The sequence below is a fragment of the Marinobacter sp. L-80 genome (assembly GCF_056859395.1).
Genome location: NZ_JBSXOI010000038.1, coordinates 1 through 19498, shown reverse-complemented (window position 1 = coordinate 19498; position 19498 = coordinate 1). Strand labels below are relative to the sequence as shown.

The following is a 19498-nucleotide window of genomic DNA, read 5'->3' as shown; positions in this document are numbered from 1 at the left end:
TCAACGTGTCACTGCGGCGGCCGGAGACTGTGCCGCAAATTGCTGGGGATCCAGGATCGATGCCATGCGGTTATCAAGGTCCAGCATGTCGGCCATGATATGTCCACCTTCCCGTATCACGAAATCCAGCTCCTCATCGGTGGAATTCAGGTCCGCCGCCTGCTGGTCTTGCCAGTCTTCAAGGTCTTCCAGCGACTCGAACGGTGTCTGGCCTTTCAGTTCACGACGGGCATTTGCGATCGTGAGCCGTGTGCGTTCAATCTGTTCGTGCTCAGCGCGGCGTTCTTCCAGGTTGAGGCTGACGCTGTCGGTGGCGCGCTGTTTGGTCAGGAAGTCGATCTCCTGCTTCAGCAGGCTGAACTCAGGGTTGGTTGAGAACCGCTCTTCGTGCCGCTTGCGAAGCTCATCGATAATGCCGCTGAAATCGAAGTAGCGTGTATGCGGCACGGCCTCGATCTGGTCCCAGGGCAGGGCATGATCCAGGGCGTCCTCACCGATGCGGGTCTTGTCGATACGAGAAGGAATCTCGATGTCCGGGATAACCCCTTTGTGTTGCGTGGAGCCGCCGGATACCCGATAGAACTTGGACTGGGTGATCTTGAGTTGCCCGTGGTTCAGGGGACGCACAGCCTGAACGGTGCCCTTACCAAAGGTCTGGGAACCGACAACCAGTCCGCGGCCATAGTCCTGGATGGCGCCGGCGAAAATTTCGGACGCTGACGCACTCATGCGGTTGGTGAGTACCACCAGAGGCCCGTTGTAGGCCACGGAAGGATCCTCGTCATTGAGTACCTGCACATCGTTATTGGCGTTGCGAATCTGAACGGTGGGGCCCTTGTCAATAAACAGGCCGACCAGATCATTGGCTTCGTGCAGCGCACCACCGCCGTTGTTTCGCAAATCCATCACCAGGCCGTCAACGCCGTCGGCTTCGAGCTCCGCAATCAGGTTGCGGACATCGCGGGTCGTGCTCTTGTAATTCGGGTCACCAGCCTGCATGGCCTGGAAATCCGCATAGAACGTGGGGATGGTAATGACGCCAATCGTATATTCCTTGCCACCACGTTCAAGACGTATGGTGTCCTTGCTGGCGCTCTGCTCTTCCAGCTTTACTTCATCGCGTTTGATGGCGATGGTCTCGGTAATGGTCTCGTCGGAGGCATTGGCCGGAATCACTTCCAGTGTGACGGTCGAATTGCGCGGCCCACGAATCAGATCCACCACTTCGTCCAGACGCCAACCGATCACATTCACCGGCTTTTCGTCTTCCTGTGCGACAGAAACAATGCGATCTGCGGGCTCAAGCTGACCCTGCTTGGAGGCGGGCCCGCCGGGTACCAGTCTCACCACCTTGGTGTATTCGTTGTCCGACTGAAGCACAGCACCGATGCCTTCCAGTGAAAGGCTCATGTTGATATTGAAGTTTTCTGAGGTGCGCGGCGAAAAGTAGGACGTGTGCGGGTCCCACATGCCGGTAAACGCATTCATATAGGCCTGGAAGGCATCTTCACTGCGGGCCTGGTACGCGCGCTTCAACTGGCCTTCGTAGCGGCGGCGCAGGGTTTCAACGATGGCTTCGTCTTCTGCCCCGTTCAGGCGCTGAGCCAGCACCGCATTTTTAATGCGCTTGACCCAGAGATCGTCCAGGGCCTCGGCGTTCGATTCCCAGTCCGCTTTCGAGCGGTCGACCAGAATACTTTCGTTGGCCGAGAAATCCAGCGTGTCGATGCCCTTGTCGATTGTTTCCAGAGCAAACTGGAGGCGCTCGATAATCCGTTGCTGAACCAGATTGTAAATATCGAATCCGGGCTGAAGCTGACCTGTTTTCAGGGCAGAGCCGAGTTGAGTGCGGATTTTGTCGAACTTCGCAATGTCGTCCTGCGAAAGATAGATTCTCTGCCCGTCGAGGTAATCCAGGTAGGCATCAAACACATCTCCGGAGAGTTCATCGCTGATTCCGAGGTCCCGGAAGTGGGTAAACTGCAGTTGACGGGCGATCAGGATATTGGCTCGCGCCTGATCAATCGTCGGTGCAACTGGCTCGTACACGTCTGGAGTTTCAACGTTCGCATGAAGCCCCAGTGGCGCAGACAGCAGCAATGCTACAGTCATTGCCTTGCACACCCCGAACCGAACAGATCCGGCCGAAGAGCGACGAGCCATAATTCTTTCCGCGATGGTCATAAATGCTTACCCGACGGTGTTGGTAGCCCCTCGGTTTGCGAGGGAGTGTCTACCCGTGACTTATTAAATTTATTGTAGGCAAGCACTACACCCGATGCCATAGGCAGGGCGTATCGGATCGTGACAATCTGTCCATGAAGACGCCACGTTCGTAACTGAGGGATCATCGGGGTTGAGGCGTGTTGCACACGGGGAAACTGCCGGGAGAATCGGTAAATCCTCCCGGCAGCAGACGTGCAGAGGCTGAATCAGGCGAACGGTGTGTTCGTTTCCGCCTTTTCCTGCAACAGTCTGGGTGGTGCAAAGCGTTCACCATAGGTCTCGGCGAGCGCCGATGCCCGCTCCGTGAATGCTCTCACGCCATACTGATTGATGAACTGAATCGCGCCACCGGTCCACGGCGCATAGCCAATGCCAAAGATACTGCCGATATTCGCATCCTCTACCGTTCGCAATACGCCTTCCTCCAGACAACGAACGGTTTCGATGGCCTGAATGAAGAGGATCCGGTCTTTCAGCTCCTGCAGTTTGACCGTTCTTGCCTTCTCCGCGTTCACGAACAGAGTTTCCAGCTCCGGCCAGAGGTGTTTCTTGCCGTTGGCAGGGTACTCGTAGAAGCCCGCGCCCGCAGCCTTGCCCTTGCGTCCATGTTCGTTGACCATCGCATCAGTGACGGCCTCCGCTGGGTGGGGATTCCAGGTTCCGCCGGCGGCTTCGGTATCCTTCCTGCTCTGATCCCGGATGTGTTGCATCAGGGTCATGCTGACTTCGTCGGAAATCGCCAGTGGCCCGACGGGCATACCGGCCAGCACCCCCGCGTTTTCAATGCTCGCTGGATGAATACCTTCGCCAAGCATGCAGATGCCCTCGTTGACGAAGGTCCCAAAGACCCGCGAGGTAAAGAACCCTCGACTGTCGTTGACCACCACGGGAATCTTTCCGATCTGCTGAACGTAGTCAAACGAGCGCGCCAGGGTTTCATCCGAGGTTTTTTCGCCGACGATGATTTCTACCAGCTGCATCTTGTCGACCGGTGAGAAGAAATGCAGGCCAATGAAGTTCTCGGCGTTCGCAGAGGCTCCGGCGAGCTGGGTAATGGGGATGGTTGAGGTGTTGGACGCAAAAATCCCGTTTGCCACCAGTTTGGGTTCCGCTTCCTGGGTCACTTTTGCCTTCAGTCCACTGTCCTCGAAGACCGCCTCGATCACCAGGTCACAGCCTTCCAGATCGTCTGACGAATCGGTGGCCTTGATGCGGCTCAGGATGTCTGCCTTCTGTTCTTCCGTCATTCGGCCACGGCTGACCTTCTTGGCGAGCAGGTTCTCCGAGTAGCTTTTGCCTTTTTCGGCATTTTCAACGGAGACGTCTTTCAGCACCACATCGATACCCCGTGTCGCCGTTGAATAGGCGATACCTGCGCCCATCATGCCTGCGCCCAGAACACCCACCTTGCGGAAGGTTTCTTTCTCAACGCCCTCGGGGCGGCTGCCGCCCGCCTTGATGGCGTTCAACTGGAACCAGAAGGTGCCGGTCATGTTCTTGGCAACCTGGCCGATCACCAGTTCCGCAAAATACCGGGTCTCGATCAGGCTGCCGTTATCGAAATCGACCTGAGCGCCTTCAACGGCAGCAGAAAGTATGCGCTCCGGGGCCGGATAGCAGCCTTTGGTCTTCTGCTTCAGCATGGCCGGAGCGATCGCCAGCTTCTGCGCCATGGCAGGATGGTGGGGCGCGCCACCCGGGAACCTGAAGCCTTTCTGGTCCCACGGCTGCTGACATTTCGGGTTGGCCTCAATGAACGCTCGGGCTTTCGTGATCATATCGTCGGCAGAATCTGCCAGTTCGTTGATAATGCCGGCCTTGAGCGCAGCTTTCGGATTTACCTTTTTGCCTTCCATCAGGAACGGGAAGGCTGCCTCCAGGCCAATCATTCGAGGCAGTCGCTGGGTGCCGCCGCCACCTGGCAGCAGGCCCAGAGTCACTTCCGGCAGTCCAAGTTGAATGCTGTCGTCATTGATGGCGACACGGTAATGACAGGCGAGGGCAATCTCGAGGCCGCCACCCAGGGCGGAGCCGTTGATGGCTGCCACCACGGGTTTTCCGGTGGTTTCCAGAAACCGCATGTGCGATTTCAGGCCGTTGACCATATCCTCGAAAGTCCCGGCGTCTTCGCGCGTGACCTTATGCAGTTCTTTCAGGTCGCCGCCGGCAAAAAACGTCTTTTTGGCGGAGGCAATGATGATGCCGCGAATGTTATCCAGGTCTTCCTTCACTTTTGCGGCGGTTTCCGACAGGGCGTCCCGAAAAGCAGCGTTCATGGTGTTGGCGGACTGGCCGGGCATATCGATGGTGAGGGTCAGGATCTGGTCTGAACCCAGTTCGTAACGAATAGCACTCATAATTGGTTCTCCTGGAAAAGTGGACGGGTTCAGACGCGCTCAATGATGGTGGCAATGCCCATGCCGCCACCGACGCACAGTGTGGCCAGGCCGTAGCGCAGCTCGCGCCGCTCCAGCTCATCCAGCAGGGTGCCAAGGATCATGGCGCCGGTGGCACCCAGCGGGTGGCCCATGGCGATAGCCCCGCCGTTCACGTTCACTTTTTCGCCGGGAACCGAGAGTTCCCGCTGGAAGCGCATAACCACAGAGGCGAAGGCCTCGTTCACTTCAAACAGATCGATCTGATCGGCAGTCATGCCCGCCTTTTCCAGTGCCTTGCGCGCTGCCGGGGCGGGGCCGGTGAGCATGATGGTGGGGTCTGTGCTGGTCACGGCCGTGGCGATGATGCGAGCGCGCGGCGTCAGCCCCATGGCTTTGCCCTTGGCTTCACTGCCGATGAGCATGGCGGTGGCACCGTCGACGATACCTGAGGAGTTGCCGGCATGATGAACGTGGTTAATCTTCTCCACGTAGTGGTATTTCTCCCGGGCGACACCGTCGAAGCCCATCTCGCCCATCATCTGGAAGGAGGGTTTCAGGCCGGAAAGGCTTTCCAGGGAAGTGTTGCCACGCACATGCTCATCGCGATCAAGGATCACCACGCCATTCTGGTCAGTGATCGGAATGATGGACTTCGCAAAGTAGCCGTTCTGCCAGGCATTGGCCGCTTTCTGCTGGGATTTCACGGCAAAGCCATCAACGTCTTCACGGCTGAAGCCCTCGAGGGTGGCAATCAGGTCTGCGCCGATGCCCTGGGGCATGAAACCGGTATGCAGATTGGTTTCCGGATCTGTGGCCCAGGCTCCGCCGTCGGAGCCCATGGGCACACGGGACATGGCCTCCACGCCGCCGGCAACCACCATGTCTTCCCAGCCAGAGCGAACTTTCATGGCCGCCAGATTCACGGCTTCCAATCCGGAGGCGCAGAAACGGTTCAGGGTGACGCCCGCCACTTTTTCATCCCAGTCAGCGGCCAGCGCTGCCGTCTTGGCGATATCCGCACCCTGGTCACCCACGGCGGTCACGCAGCCCATCACAATGTCGTCCACCTGGGCGGTATCCAGGCTGTTCCTCTCCTGCAGCGCATGGAGCACCGTGGTCAACAGCGAGATGGGTTTGACGCTGTGAAGTGATCCGTCTTTTTTTCCGCGCCCCCTGGGGGTGCGGACTGCATCGAAGATATAAGCCTCGGTGGTCATTGCTTGTCCTCTGGTCATATTGTTTTCGGGTTTGATTTACCGATGACACAACCATAGCCGGTTGCGGTTGCAGGGGGTAATGACGCGGGCTGCCAATCGCATTGGCGAAATTGCTCATGAACCATGACAAGGAGGGGGCTAGCTTCTATGGTGTTAGAAACCGCAGACGAATTCGGGAGGCGGAAGCCATGTCTCTGCGAGATGCAATCGACAATTTCTACGAGCGGCTGGTGGTGGATGCCATCGAGGCAACGCGGGAGGAGTCTGACACAGCGGACTATCTGACCGATGTTATGTGCGTGGCTCTCAACCGACTGCCCACACGGTATTACCGGCATTCAATCGATATGATGTTTTACCTGGCGGACGAGGAACTCAAGGAGATGAAACAGAAATCCCTGGCCGCCGTAAAGGAAGCCAGGGAATTCGTCAGGGAACATCAGCGGGAGTAGACCGCTGGGCGCCTCAGGCCTCGTTCAGATTGGCGATGGCCCTGTTCAGTCGCTCAGCGAGCTCCGTGTCCGCGTTTTTGCCAGTGCCACCCAGGCACCAGGCTGCCAGCAGTTTCTCTACATCCTGCATTTGATCCGTGCTGTTGTCGGCGGAACCCATGCCATTGGCAAGGCGCTGAACCTGGATTTCCATGCGGCGCTGCTGATCGGCTTCGGGGGAGGGCACGCCGCAAAGGATTTCTGCGCGAATCACCAGCTCGACCGGATCGCTGGCGTCTGACGTTTCGGCCAGCGCAGCCCAGTGCTGAGGCGCTGATTCACTCCCGGACTGGCCCGCTGTGGCCGCCATCACCAGAGACTGCCAGGAAGCCATTTTTGCCTGCAATCTCAGAGCCGAGAGAATCTTGCTCAGCCGCTGCTTTTCTTGCTGGACCTGTTCCCTGACGCCTTTTGAGAGCGTAGCGGCATCAATATCCTTGAGCGTCGCCAGGGCCGCAGTGACTGCCTGTTCGTCACTTTCCGGGGATATTCCTGAAACCTGATTCAGGCCTGCTTGCGCCGTCTCGTCGGCGGCCCGTGATGCCTGCTGCTGTTCCGAGCGCTCGGCATCACGGCGGGCAAAGATCTGGTCACAGGCCTTTCGGAACGCCTGCCATAGTTTGCGGTCTTCCCGATGGCGGGTGATTCCGATGGCTTGCCAGTCTCCCTGGAGGGCCTTGGCCTGGTTCATGGCCTCCTGAAGCGGCTCGTGTTCGACCAGGGCCTGGGCCTTGTCCACGATCGTCTGTTTCAGGCCTTCGTTCTTGCGCCGTTCCTCGTCCAGGGGTGCTTCCAGCCTCTTGAGCAGTTCATCGAAGCGCTTTTGAACGCCCCGATTGTCGCGGAATTCCACTGGCCAGGCCTCTTTCCACTCCTGGCGAGCGGTCTGGTGGATTCGTTCCGCGGCTTTCCAGTCGATGGAAGACCAGTCGGCATTGTCCAGGAAGCTTTCGAGCTGCTGGCAAATGGCGGACCGTTTTTCCAGATTGGCCTGTTTGAGGCCGGACTTGGCAGAGAAGTAGGCCTTGCAGGGCTCGTAAGCCTTGTCCGAGGCAGCTTTGAACCGGGACCACAGCGAGCGATCTGAAGAGCCGCCGAGATCGCGCCACTCATTCTGCAACTCCTTGATTCGCTCGGCCTTTGCTTCCGGATCCATTGGCTGCTCTGCCAGGTATTCCATTTGCTCGCACAGGGCAATCTGCTTGGGTTCCGTGGCGAAGCCCTGCCAGTCCGAGAGTTCACGCAATTGCCCGGTAAGCAGCTGCATGCGCGCCTGATAGGGTTTTGCGTGGCGCTGGTCCAGATCCCGGAAGTGCTGTTGTGCCGTTTTGAAGAGCTGTTTGGATTCTTTCAGCTGTTTGGCCTCCAGAGCCTCCTCCAGTTGCCTGATTTCGGCCTCGAGGCGAGTCGTCAGAGCTTTCTGTTGCTCCTGATCAACTCGGGGCTCTGCCGGTTTCTTGCGTTTGCCGGCCAGCTTCCGCAATGGCTCCAGTAGTGCCGGGATGGGATAGCCTTCCGGCCAGTTGATCTCGGCAACCAGTGTCTTTGCCTGGGCACGCTGCTCGTCGGTGGCATCGTCTGCGCGCTCGAGCAGTGCGCCAAGTTCGACGATGGTTTCCCGTTCCTGGGTAATCCGACGGACAGAGCTCAGGTAATTGCGCAGTGCCAGCATGGCGTTTTCGTAGGCTTTCTGTTCCTGCTTCTCCACTGCCGTATCCCGGGTTGCTTCCAGCCAGCGGTTTTCCTGGGTTTTCTGGAGTGCATCCAGGGACGCCAGTGAGGGCAGTGTTTCAGGCGGTTGAGACTTGAGCTCGTCCAGTGTGCGGGTCAGCAGATCCAGGGTTTCCTGACGTTGCAGCTTCTGCTCGCGCTGGCGCTTTTCATCTTCCGCCGCAGATTGCAGGGCCGCAATGCGCTCTTTGCACAGGTGAACCGCTTCGAGAAAGGCCTGGGCCTGTTCCGGTGAGGCGTGTGTTTCCACCTCTGTCCATTGTTTCAGCAGGGCATCGAGCCGGGCCCCATAAAGCTTGGTATCGTCACTCTTCGCCTGATCCTGCGCGTGGCGGGTAAGGGTAGCGATGGTCTGGCTGATGCTGTCCAGCCGGGCCTGTTCTTCGCGCCGCTGCTGCAGTGCCAGTTTAACGATCTGGTAGACACCTTTGTCACGGCCTTTGGCCTGTTTCTGCACGTCCTGCAGGCTGGCTTCGTCGGTCAGTCTGCCTGCAGCGGACTGCCGGATATCCGCGGTAACGCCCTCAATGGCAAGCTTGGCCAGGACATCCTGGGATGGTGCGCTCTCCAGTGTTTTGAGCTGTTCTTCCCTCCGGTCAGTCCGGGTATCTTCCTGTTCGACAGGCTCTGGCTGGGTGGCTTTCCGCTGTTTTGGCGTTGCCTCGGTTGTCTTGCGGGATTTGAACAGTTTCTGGATGAACGCGGCCATAAGAGTATCCTTGGGTGTTGAAACCAGTTCACGGTGTCGGGCAAAGTTGTGCCGCCACCGGCCGTCGGCATCCGGTCAGGGATACCGGGTAGTTTGACTGGTCAGCCTGAGGTGCTGGCCAGCAGGAAAAATTCGCGGCTAGTCTAGCGTTTTGTATGCGTGTGCGGAAAGGGTCTGTATGGCAAAACAGGAAAATGACAACGATCAGGATTACAAGGCCCGGGCAACGGCACTCAGGTTGCTTGCCAGGCGCGAGCACAGTCGCCTCGAGTTAAGCCTTAAACTCCGCCAAAGAAAGCTGCCGGGCGACATTATTAACGCTGTTCTGGATGATTACGAGAAAGAGGGTTGGCTAGACGATGATCGGTTTGCTGACGTCTACGCCCGCCAAAGAATGGACCTTGGTTACGGACCGCTACGGATTCTTGGCGAACTTCAGCAGCGCGGGGTCCACAAGACTCCGGAGTGTGTTGCCGAGATGGCGGAGGAGGATTGGTGTCAGCGAGCTATCGGTATCCGCGATAAGCGTTTTGGCCTGGCGGATCTGAGTGACGACTGGGACGAAAAAGTGCGGCAGGCGCGTTTTCTGAATCGTAGGGGCTTTTCCGCCAGTCAGGTGGAGCGCGCGCTCGAGGCTCGTAGCGAATAGCCGGCGGAAGTCAGATTCTTCAAAGGGTTGGCGGTATCATGCCCAGTTCTGCGGGCAGGCCGGCCCTGAGCTTTCCGTCCGTTTGCAGCTCGCCTGATCGGCCTTCCGGCGCCCGGCTTTCCTCCATCTGTACGATCTGTTCCTCTGCTTCGGTCGCCGGGATACCCGGCTGGTTGAGCCGGGCGAGTACATCGTAATAGCGCCGTATATTCTGGACGTAGATCACCGGTTCGTGGCCCCGGGCATAGCCAAAGCGGGTCTTGGTATACCATTCCTTCTCGGCCAGTAACGGCAGGAATTCCTTTACGTCCATCCACCGGTCAGGGTCTCGTCCCGCGCCTTCTGTAAGTCGTCGGGCGTCCTCCAGATGCCCGAAACCCACGTTGTAGGAGGCGAGGGCGAACCAGGTGCGGTCTGGCTCCGGGATTCGTTCCGGGATTTTTTCGTGCACGATCCGGAAATACTTGGCGCCGCCCTGAATGCTTTCTTCGGCGTCCAGGCGGTTATTGATGCCGATATGGCTGGCGGTGTTCCTGGTCAGCATCATCAGTCCACGGACCCCGGTGGGCGATACCGCATTGGGGCGCCAGTGGGACTCCTGGTAACCAATGGCTGCGAGCAGTCGCCAGTCCATGTTGAACTCGCGGGCATAGTCGCGAAACAGCGACTCGTATTTGGGCAACCGGTTCTCCACATGATGCATGAAGGTTCGGGCACCCACGTAATTCAGTCGATCAAGGTGGCCATAGAAGCGCTCGGAAATCTGGGCCAATGTTCCGTTGGTCTCGAGACTTTCCAGGAACTGGCGGGCCGCTTTTGCCAGGGAATCATCCTGCGCTGACGGGAAAAACCAGGCCAGTTCACCGGGTTCTCCAAGGGTAAAGGCCTCCTTCACCATCGGGTAGAATACGTGGTTAAGGTCGAGCTCGTTGGAGGAAACCATTGCGTAGGGGAATTCGCCGCTTTCAACGCGGGACAGAACGCCCGCGGCGTCCAGTCCGGGATGCACCTCCCATTCAAGCTCTGCGTTTTCCCGGCGGGCTTCATTCAGGCGGTGCTCGTGGTTGCTGTCGGATACCACGTGCACCGTTTTCCCGATCAGGTCTTGTAATGATTCAGGCCGCTCGACATCGCGGTTATAAACCAGGATCGACTGGGCGGTGATGCCGGTCGCTACGGTGCGATACTGATTGGCAGTATGGGGTTGCCTGGAGAGCCCGAGCATCCCGAAGTGGGCGTAGTTCTTTTCCAGAACGGACAGGATTTCTGTGTTGTTATCGGCAACGCGGACCCGGAGCTTTACGCCAAGTTCCTCGGCGAACAGTTTTGCCAGTTCGTAATCATAGCCGGTGGGGCCGTCTTCACTTTCCACATAGATAGACGGCGCCGTCCGGGTAATCACATGCAGCACCCCCTCATCACGGATTTCCTGGAGAGTGCTGGGCTGTGAGCATCCGGTCAGTATCAGGGCAGTGCCGAGGAAGAAAACAATCCCGGCGGATGCGCTTTTGAAAGCAGCAAATATCTTTGGCAAGTCCATGGACTCCGTCACTGCTGGATCATCTGGTTGTAGCGTCGCATAAAGCCACGCAACCTTGTCTATCCTGAGCGTGGAATTCCTTTCCACACATTCAATGATCCTTGGTGTCGGAGGCCTGGTCAATAAAGCTGGTTAATTAATGTGCAAAACAATGTTAATTGTACAGCCCGGGATTAACGCCTCAAGCGCTGTATCCTGACCCCGCTTTCGAGTATCATGTCGGCCTTTCAAATTGCACCCAGACTTCCCCGTTTCGCGCGATACAGGTTGATATCATGCTTGAACTTCGCGGCGCTCCCGCGCTCTCGCCATTCCGCTCCCGCAAATTGCATTCCCGGATTCAGGATATCGTGCCTGAAATCGAGCATGTTTATGCTGAGTTCATGCACTTTGTTGACCTGGAGGCAGACCTCTCGGACGCGGAGCAAGCTATTCTGGACCGGCTCCTGACCTATGGCCCGAGTGTGCCGGTGGAAGAGCCTGACGGCGTGCTTTTCCTGGTTGTGCCTCGCCCCGGCACGCTCTCGCCCTGGTCCAGCAAGGCAACGGACATCGCCCGGAACTGTGGCTTGCGGCAGATACATCGGATTGAGCGGGGCACGGCCTATTACATTCGTTCGGGGCGCAAGCTTGGCCTGGAACAACGCGAGAAAATCGCAGCGCTGCTGCATGACCGCATGACTCAGAAAGTATTTCATGAGATGGGCGGCGCAGAGCTGTTGTTCAGCCATGAAGAGCCTCGGCTCCTGGGGAGGGTGCCAGTTCTCGCCGGTGGCCGCGATGCCCTGGTGGAAGCCAACTCGCGCCTGGGGCTGGCGCTTGCCGAAGATGAAATTGACTACCTGGTTAAGTCCTTCACGGATCTTGAACGGGATCCGACCGACGTGGAACTCATGATGTTCGCCCAGGCGAACTCCGAGCATTGTCGCCACAAGATATTCAACGCGTCCTGGGATATTGACGGCGAGGGTCAGGAAAAATCCCTGTTCGCCATGATCCGGAATACCTTCGAAATGAACAGCGAGGGCGTGCTATCGGCCTACAAGGACAATGCCTCGGTTATTCGGGGTAGTCGTGGTGGCCGCTTCTTCCCGGACCCCGAGACGGGTGTCTACGGATATAACGAAGAAGAAATCCATATTCTGATGAAGGTGGAAACGCACAACCACCCGACGGCGATTGCTCCTGCCGCCGGCGCCGCCACGGGCTCCGGCGGCGAAATTCGCGACGAAGGTGCTACCGGCCGGGGTTCCAAGCCCAAAGCGGGTCTGACTGGTTTCACAGTCTCAAACCTGAATCTGCCGGACGATCCCCAGCCATGGGAAATCAACTACGGCAAACCTGAACGCATCGCTTCACCGCTCGACATCATGATTGAAGGGCCTATTGGTGGCGCGGCATTCAATAACGAATTCGGACGTCCCAACCTGGCGGGCTACTTCCGGACCTTTGAGGAGAAAGTGCCCGGAGCCGCCGGCGAAGAAGTCCGCGGTTACCACAAGCCGATCATGATTGCCGGTGGTCTTGGCAATATTCGTGAGGAGCATGTTGAAAAGGGCAATATCCCGGTGGGCGCGAAACTCATCGTGTTGGGTGGGCCCTCCATGCTGATCGGTCTGGGCGGTGGTGCGGCTTCGTCCATGGACTCGGGCTCCAGTAACGAAAATCTGGACTTTGCGTCAGTGCAGCGGGACAACCCCGAGATGGAGCGTCGGTGTCAGGAAGTTATCGACCGCTGCTGGCAGATGGGCGACAGGAACCCTATTGCGTTCATCCATGATGTGGGCGCCGGTGGTCTGTCCAACGCTATGCCTGAGCTTGTCAAAGATGGCGGTCGCGGCGGTAAATTCGAGCTTCGCGACATTCCCAGTGACGAGCCGGGAATGTCTCCGCTGGAAATCTGGTGTAACGAATCCCAGGAACGGTATGTGATGGCAGTGGCTCCGGAAAACCTGGAGCAATTTGACGCCCTGTGCCGCCGCGAGCGCTGCCCCTATGCCGTGATAGGCGAGGCGACAGAAGCTCATCATCTGGAATTGGGCGATTCCTACTTCGACGACAAGCCGGTTGATCTGCCGATGGAAGTGCTGTTCGGCAAACCGCCGCGCATGCATCGGAGTGTCAGCCGCGCTTCCTTTACGAAGCCCATTTTCGACTCCACCAAAATCGATCTGGATGATGCCATTCGCCGCGTTCTGCGTCTGCCGTCTGTTGGCTCCAAGAGCTTTTTGATCACCATTGGTGACCGGACCATTACCGGCCTGGTTGCTCGGGATCAGATGGTTGGGCCCTGGCAGGTTCCGGTGGCTGATGTGGCTGTGACGGCCACCTCCTTCGATGTTCGCACCGGTGAAGCAATGGCCATGGGCGAGCGCACGCCGGTCGCCACGATCGATGCGCCCGCGTCCGGTCGCATGGCCGTCGGTGAAGTGATTACCAATATGGCGGCAGCGCCGATCGGCAAGTTGGCCGATATCCGGCTCTCTGCAAACTGGATGGCCGCTGCTGGCCACCCGGGTGAAGATGAGAATCTCTACGAGACCGTTCGCGCCGTAGGCATGGAATTGTGCCCGGAGCTTGGAATCACGATCCCCGTGGGCAAGGACTCCATGTCCATGAAGACCATGTGGGAAGAAGACAGCGGCGAACAGAAAAGCGTGACTGCACCGCTTTCATTGATTGTCAGTGGTTTTGCACCGGTTATTGATGTTGCAAGGACGCTGACTCCCCAGCTGGTCAAGGATGCTGGCGAGACAGATCTGATCCTCGTGGATCTTGCTGCTGGCCAGAACCGCCTCGGGGGCTCCGCTCTGGCTCAGGTTTACCGTCAGGTCGGTGCAGTTGCACCGGATCTGGATGACCCGGAGGACATCAAGGCTTTCTTTGCGGTTATTCAGGGTCTGAACAGCGACGGTAAGCTCCTGGCCTATCACGATCGTTCAGACGGCGGCCTGTTCGTCACCCTTGCTGAAATGTGTTTCGCCGGCCACTGTGGGGTTGATATCAAGCTGGATGGCCTCGCCGAGGATCGCAGTCAGTTTGCCCGGGAACTTTTTAATGAAGAGCTGGGTGCCGTCATCCAGGTACGCAGGGAAGACACCGGTTTTGTCCTGCAGCAGTTCTCTGCCGCGGGTCTTGGGGATTACATCAGTGTTATCGGTAGCCCGAATGATACTGACAACCTTCGCCTGACCTTCGAAGGTAGCACTGTGGTGGATGAATCCCGGGTGGAGCTCCAGCGCCTGTGGTCCGAGACCAGTTACCGTGTTCAGTCGCTCCGGGATAACGCCGATTGCGCTCGTGAAGAATTCGATAACCTGCTTGACGCAGAGGATCCCGGTCTCCACGCCGAACTCTCTTACGACATCAACGACGACGTGGCTGCCCCTTATATCAACAAGGGAGCCCGTCCAAAAGTTGCGGTTCTGCGGGAGCAGGGTGTCAATGGTCAGGTTGAGATGGCAGCCGCATTCGACCGTGCCGGCTTCGATTCTGTCGACGTGCATATGAGCGATCTGCTCTCCGGCCGGGTTACGCTGGAAGGCTTTAACAGCCTGGTTGCCTGTGGCGGTTTCTCCTACGGTGACGTTCTGGGCGCTGGCGAGGGTTGGGCCAAGTCGATTCTGTTCAGCGATCGCGTCAGGGACCAGTTTGCGGCGTTCTTTAATCGCCAGGACACGCTGGCGCTGGGTGTGTGCAATGGCTGTCAGATGCTCTCCAATCTTCACGAACTGATTCCGGGAAGTGAGGGCTGGCCACGTTTCGTACGCAACCAGTCCGAGCAGTTTGAGGCGCGCCTGGTTATGGCTGAGGTGATGCCGTCACCGTCGGCGTTCATGGATGGCATGGCCGGTTCCCGTATGCCGATTGCCGTTGCTCACGGCGAGGGCAGGGTTGAGTTTGCCAGCGGCACCTCGGCAGAAGCTCTCTCCGAGAACGAGTTGGTGGCGCTGCGCTATGTGGATAATCGGGGGCAGGCGACCGTACGCTATCCCTACAACCCGAATGGATCCGAAGCCGGTATTACTGGTGTGACGACGCGCGATGGCAGGGTCACCATCATGATGCCGCATCCCGAGCGAGTGTTCAGGGCTGTCCAGCATTCCTGGCGCCCCTCAGAATGGCAGGAAGATGGTTCCTGGATTCGCATGTTCCGAAATGCGAGACGCTGGTTCGGCTGATTTTCCGTTCCAGTGACAAGCCGGTTTTGGGTGCGCTCAACATGAGTGTTTATTCCAAAGCCGGCTTTTTTGTTTTGCGCCCTTTTTTTGGGCGTTTTTCAAGGGAAAAAATCGGCAAAAATGGCAAAAATCCCCTTGACTCAGTATTTTTATGCACATTGCTGGTGCCTCCCTGTTTGTTCTGTGCACAAAGAGCGGGAATTTGGTTCAACTTTTGCTCAAAAGTCATAACCAATTGAAAAATATAGAATAAATGAATCAGGTGATTTTGTCGCCAATTTAACGGAAGTGCAGTGATTACGGGGTTTGAGGGCGTGTTCCCAAAAACTTTCCCCAGAGTTATCCACAGATTCTGTGGGTAAGTATCTAAGCTATTAATCTGTACAAAAAATATCCGACCTGAAGGAGGTTTTTCGATGTACAAGATGTGTTATTTCGTTCCGGAGACTCACGTCGAAAAAACCAAACAGGCATTGTTCGATGCCGGCGCCGGTCGAATCGGTGATTACGATTCCTGTGCCTGGCAATGTCTTGGAAGAGGGCAGTTTCGTCCGCTTGAAGGAAGCGATCCGTTTCTCGGTCATGCCGGGGAGATTGAAGCGGTGGATGAATACAAGGTTGAGCTGGTTTGCGCCGACGAGCTGATAAAGGATGCTCTCGCGGCACTCAAGCAGGCCCACCCATACGAGGAGCCCGCTTACGAAATCTATCGAATGGAGGAATTGTAGTCGCCCGCGCTACTTGCGGTCTTTCGCCATGGGGTGGCGGATATCACTCACGTGAACCCCGAAGGATTCGCGGCTGTAGTCAGACAGGAAAAGTTCCAGGGTTCGCTTGACGGTCGGGAACGAGATTTCTTCCCAGGGAATCTCGTCCAGGCCGAACAGTCTGGATTCGAGGGACTCCTCACCTGCACCAAACTGACCGTCTTTCAGTGTGGCCCGGTAGAACATGTGAACCTGATTGATGTGCGGGACGTCGATGATGGAATAGAGGCCTTCAATGTTAACCTCTGCAAGCGCCTCTTCCATCGTTTCCCGCTCCGCGGCCTCGATGGTGGTTTCGGCGTTCTCCATGAAACCCGCAGGCAGCGTCCAGTAACCATAGCGAGGTTCGATAGCGCGGCGACACAGCAGTATCTGGCCCTCCCACACGGGCACCGTGCCGGCGACAATGCGTGGGTTCTGGTAATGTATGGTATCGCAGCTGACACAGACATAGCGGTGACGGTTATCGCCTTCGGGGATGCGTTGTTCAACCGGATGGCCGCATGTGCTGCAGTACTTCATGATTTTCCCCGTATACTTAAATTGGTTTGGTAGTCAGTTTAACGATCCCGGCTGCCTCTGTCTCATCCAACCTCCGGATGTACCGTGGAGATGAACATTGCGTGATTTACTTGCCGAGCGCCTGGCCGGCTATGCACCGCGCCAGTTGGCCCTGGATTATCCTGAGGCAGGCATACTGGTTCCGGTAACCGACGATCTGAAAAACCCGGAGATGATCTTTACGCTCAGGTCCGAGAATCTGAGCACCCATCGCGGGCAGGTCGCCTATCCCGGCGGCAAAAGGGATTCGGAAGATCCGTCTCTGGCAGCAACGGCGTTACGTGAAACCCATGAAGAGATCGGATTGCCGCCGGATCAAGTACAACTAATTGCGCCGCTCAGTCAGGTGATGTCCCGCTACGGAATTCTAGTTACACCTTACGTTGGTGTGATTCCCGGAGATCATCCTTTGGAGCCAAACCCCCATGAAATCGAAAGTGTATTCCGCGTGCCTCTATCGTTTTTTCTGGAAGACAGGCGGGAGCGCACAGATGCTCTGGATTTCCTGAACCATACGTTTTACGTACCCTGCTACCGTTGGGAACGCTACGAGATCTGGGGCCTGTCGGCAGTGGTTCTGGTTGACTTCCTGAACGCTGTGTACGATGCCGGAATCGATCTGCTTGAACCGCCTGAAGGAGGCTGAGAATGTTTTACCAGTTGAATGACCGAACGCCGGAACTGGAAGGTGAGGGTCACTTTGTGGCCGAGAACGCGTCGGTGATAGGCCGTGTCCGGCTGATGGATAAGGCCAGCGTCTGGTTCAATGCCGTTCTACGTGGTGACAACGAGTGGATCACCATTGGGCCTGAAACAAATGTTCAGGACGGTTCGGTACTGCATACAGACCCGGGTATGCCTCTTACTCTGGGTAAGGGTGTAACGGTTGGTCACAAGGTAATGCTCCATGGGTGCGAGATTGGTGACTACTCTTTAATTGGCATAAATGCTGTGGTTCTGAACGGAGCAAAGATTGGCAAGCACTGCCTGATTGGCGCCAATGCTCTCATTCCCGAAGGAATGGAGGTGCCTGACGGCTCCATGGTTGTCGGTTCGCCGGGCAAGATCAAGCGGGAGCTCAACGATAGCCAGAAGAAGATGCTGGAAATGAGTGCGCAGCACTATGTTCAGAATGCTGCTCGCTACGCCGATGAGCTCAAGCCCTGCGAGCCGAAAAAATGAGTGTTGCTGACAAGGTCCGATCGCCCTGCGTAAGCATCTGCGCGCTTGATGAAAATGACATCTGTGTGGGCTGCCATCGAAGTGGGGATGAGATCACCCTCTGGACCAGGATGGATGACGACGAACGGCGCGAGGTGCTCCGGAAAGTGGCGGAGCGCGAAAAAGGTTCCCTGATTCACGGCTAACATAGGTGTTGGTAAATCATGACTGACTCAGTTCGAATTGGTACTCCCCTTAAAGGTAATGCCTTCAGGGTTTTGTTTTGTGGATCCGGTGAGCTTGGCAAGGAAGTTGTCATTGAACTTCAGCGCTATGGCGTCGAAGTGATCGCTGTCGACAGATATGCGGATGCGCCTGCCATGCAGGTGGCGCATCGGAGCCATGTCATCGACATGCTGGACGGCGCCAGCCTGCGCAGTGTTATCGAACAGGAAAAGCCGGATCTGATTGTTCCGGAGATTGAAGCGATTGCCACGCCGGAGTTGGTAAAGCTCGAAGAGGAAGGCTATCGCGTCATCCCCACCGCCAGAGCGGTGAACCTCACCATGAACCGTGAAGGAATCCGGAGGCTCGCGGCTGAAGAGCTCGGGCTGCCTACCTCACCCTACCGCTTTGCGGGTACCCGGGAAGAATACCTTGCCGCCGTGAACGAAATAGGCCTGCCACTTGTGGTAAAGCCGGTCATGAGCTCGTCGGGCAAGGGGCAGAGTACCGTCAAGACCGAGGATGATATTGAAGCGGCCTGGGAATATGCCCAGTCTGGCGGGCGTGCCGGTAAGGGAAGGGTGATTGTCGAAGGCTTTGTGGACTTTGACTATGAGATTACCCTGCTCACCGTCAAGCACCGTGATGGCGTATCTTTTTGTGAGCCCATCGGGCACAGGCAGGAAGATGGAGACTATCGGGAATCCTGGCAACCACAGCCAATGGCCCCGCTGGCCTACGAGCGTTCGGCCGAAGTTGCCCGCGCTGTGGTCGAAAACCTCGGTGGCTATGGCATCTACGGTGTGGAGCTGTTTGTTAAGGAAGACAATGTCTGGTTCTCCGAGGTTTCGCCGCGTCCGCACGATACTGGCCTGGTTACGTTGGTCTCACAGGACCTGTCCGAATTTGCTCTGCATGCCCGAGCCATTCTGGGTTTGCCCATTCCCGCGATACGGCAGACTGGTCCCTCGGCATCAGCCGTGATTCTTCCTGAGGGCGATTCGGCGTCCGTATCGTATTCCGGTCTTGAGACAGCGCTTTCCGAGCCGGATACTCAATTGCGTTTGTTCGGCAAGCCCGAGTTGAAGGGGCGCCGTCGAATGGGCGTTGCCCTGGCGAAGGGCGCAACGGTGGATGAAGCGCGCAAGAAAGCTCGCGACTCGGCAAATTCGATTACCGTTGAACTGTGAGGTTCACCCAGGCCTGGCTCTGATCAGCCAGGCTTATGAAGGTTTGATGACGATTTCCGAAAAAATTCGGAACGAACCGTTGACACCTTCAGGCAGGTCTGTAGAATGCGCATCTCTTTCGAGGGGGGCACCGCTGAGGCGGCTCAGAAATCGAAAGATAACTGTTTGAAAGCGCTGAAGAAAATGAGTTTCAAAGTTCTTCAGAAAGCAGTTGACAGGCAAGCGATTCACTGTAGAATGCGCGCCTCGAAACAAGCAGTAAGCCGGGTCATTTTTCGGCGCTTTCCGGAGACGGAAAACATCGAAAAATAAACGGTTGACAAGGCGGCGTTACGATGTAGAATACGCGGCCTTGATTGAGCAACAGCTCAAACGCTCTTTAAAAAGTTGACCAAGTAATTCGTGTGGGCGCTGGCCGAGGTATTTCGGATATGAAATATCAGGACAGTGACTCGTCGAAATTGAGTTTTGT

At 57.0% G+C, this 19498-nt stretch carries 15 protein-coding genes; 9 read left to right on the top strand and 6 right to left on the bottom strand.

Annotated elements, in window-relative coordinates:
* From AC13E3_RS02220 to AC13E3_RS02210, 3 genes are all read right to left on the bottom strand, one after another.
* Positions 1-2184, bottom strand: coding sequence for a carboxy terminal-processing peptidase (locus AC13E3_RS02220; RefSeq protein ID WP_104272204.1), 2184 nt, complete (start codon positions 2182-2184; stop codon positions 1-3).
* Positions 2185-2432: 248 nt separating this feature from the next.
* Positions 2433-4583, bottom strand: coding sequence for a 3-hydroxyacyl-CoA dehydrogenase NAD-binding domain-containing protein (locus tag AC13E3_RS02215; protein WP_008171463.1), 2151 nt, complete (start codon positions 4581-4583; stop codon positions 2433-2435).
* Positions 4584-4612: 29 nt separating this feature from the next.
* Complete coding sequence (locus AC13E3_RS02210) at positions 4613-5821, bottom strand: acetyl-CoA C-acetyltransferase (RefSeq protein WP_092034067.1); 1209 nt, start codon at positions 5819-5821, stop codon at positions 4613-4615.
* Between the two features lie 188 nt (positions 5822-6009).
* Here AC13E3_RS02210 and AC13E3_RS02205 point away from each other — a divergent pair, with 188 nt between their 5' ends.
* A complete protein-coding gene (locus AC13E3_RS02205; RefSeq protein WP_008171465.1) occupies positions 6010-6273 on the top strand; it encodes a late competence development ComFB family protein in 264 nt (87 codons plus the stop codon).
* Between the two features lie 13 nt (positions 6274-6286).
* Here AC13E3_RS02205 and AC13E3_RS02200 read toward each other — a convergent pair whose 3' ends face one another.
* Complete coding sequence (locus AC13E3_RS02200; protein WP_273155976.1) at positions 6287-8752, bottom strand: DUF349 domain-containing protein; 2466 nt, start codon at positions 8750-8752, stop codon at positions 6287-6289.
* Positions 8753-8930: 178 nt separating this feature from the next.
* On the opposite strand from AC13E3_RS02200, the gene AC13E3_RS02195 reads away from it, so the two are divergent.
* Complete coding sequence (locus tag AC13E3_RS02195; protein WP_053114891.1) at positions 8931-9401, top strand: regulatory protein RecX; 471 nt, start codon at positions 8931-8933, stop codon at positions 9399-9401.
* A 19-nt stretch (positions 9402-9420) separates the two neighbouring features.
* Here the strand turns inward: AC13E3_RS02195 and mltF are convergent, their stop codons facing one another.
* Positions 9421-10941 carry a membrane-bound lytic murein transglycosylase MltF gene (gene mltF / locus AC13E3_RS02190; RefSeq protein WP_104272199.1) on the bottom strand — a complete coding sequence of 507 codons (1521 nt, stop codon included), beginning with the start codon at positions 10939-10941 and terminating at the stop codon, positions 9421-9423.
* 275 nt (positions 10942-11216) lie between these two features.
* On the opposite strand from mltF, the gene purL reads away from it, so the two are divergent.
* Both purL and AC13E3_RS02180 read left to right on the top strand, forming a co-directional pair.
* Positions 11217-15122: a phosphoribosylformylglycinamidine synthase gene (gene purL / locus AC13E3_RS02185; RefSeq protein ID WP_288365852.1), complete on the top strand. Its 3906-nt coding sequence runs from the start codon at positions 11217-11219 to the stop codon at positions 15120-15122.
* A gap of 416 nt (positions 15123-15538) precedes the next feature.
* Entirely contained in the window at positions 15539-15850 is a 312-nt protein-coding gene (locus AC13E3_RS02180; RefSeq protein ID WP_053114894.1) for a YqfO family protein, read from the top strand.
* Between the two features lie 9 nt (positions 15851-15859).
* Here AC13E3_RS02180 and AC13E3_RS02175 read toward each other — a convergent pair whose 3' ends face one another.
* Positions 15860-16411: an NUDIX hydrolase gene (locus tag AC13E3_RS02175; RefSeq protein ID WP_008171471.1), complete on the bottom strand. Its 552-nt coding sequence runs from the start codon at positions 16409-16411 to the stop codon at positions 15860-15862.
* Between the two features lie 97 nt (positions 16412-16508).
* On the opposite strand from AC13E3_RS02175, the gene AC13E3_RS02170 reads away from it, so the two are divergent.
* The 5 genes from AC13E3_RS02170 to AC13E3_RS02150 all read left to right on the top strand — a co-directional run bounded on the left by AC13E3_RS02170 (position 16509) and on the right by AC13E3_RS02150 (position 19338).
* Complete coding sequence (locus AC13E3_RS02170; protein WP_008171474.1) at positions 16509-17096, top strand: NUDIX hydrolase; 588 nt, start codon at positions 16509-16511, stop codon at positions 17094-17096.
* Positions 17097-17098: 2 nt separating this feature from the next.
* A complete protein-coding gene (locus tag AC13E3_RS02165) occupies positions 17099-17632 on the top strand; it encodes a gamma carbonic anhydrase family protein (RefSeq protein WP_008171478.1) in 534 nt (177 codons plus the stop codon).
* Positions 17629-17817 (top strand): DUF1289 domain-containing protein, encoded by a 189-nt coding sequence (locus tag AC13E3_RS02160; RefSeq protein WP_008171481.1) that lies wholly within the window; start codon positions 17629-17631, stop codon positions 17815-17817. The genes AC13E3_RS02165 and AC13E3_RS02160 overlap by 4 nt, the downstream gene beginning before the upstream one ends.
* An 18-nt stretch (positions 17818-17835) precedes the next feature.
* A complete protein-coding gene (gene purT / locus AC13E3_RS02155) occupies positions 17836-19026 on the top strand; it encodes a formate-dependent phosphoribosylglycinamide formyltransferase (protein ID WP_008171482.1) in 1191 nt (396 codons plus the stop codon).
* 105 nt (positions 19027-19131) lie between these two features.
* Positions 19132-19338, top strand: a complete 207-nt coding sequence (locus AC13E3_RS02150) for a hypothetical protein (RefSeq protein ID WP_405419084.1) — start codon at positions 19132-19134, stop codon at positions 19336-19338.
* The last annotated feature ends 160 nt before the right edge of the window (positions 19339-19498 follow it).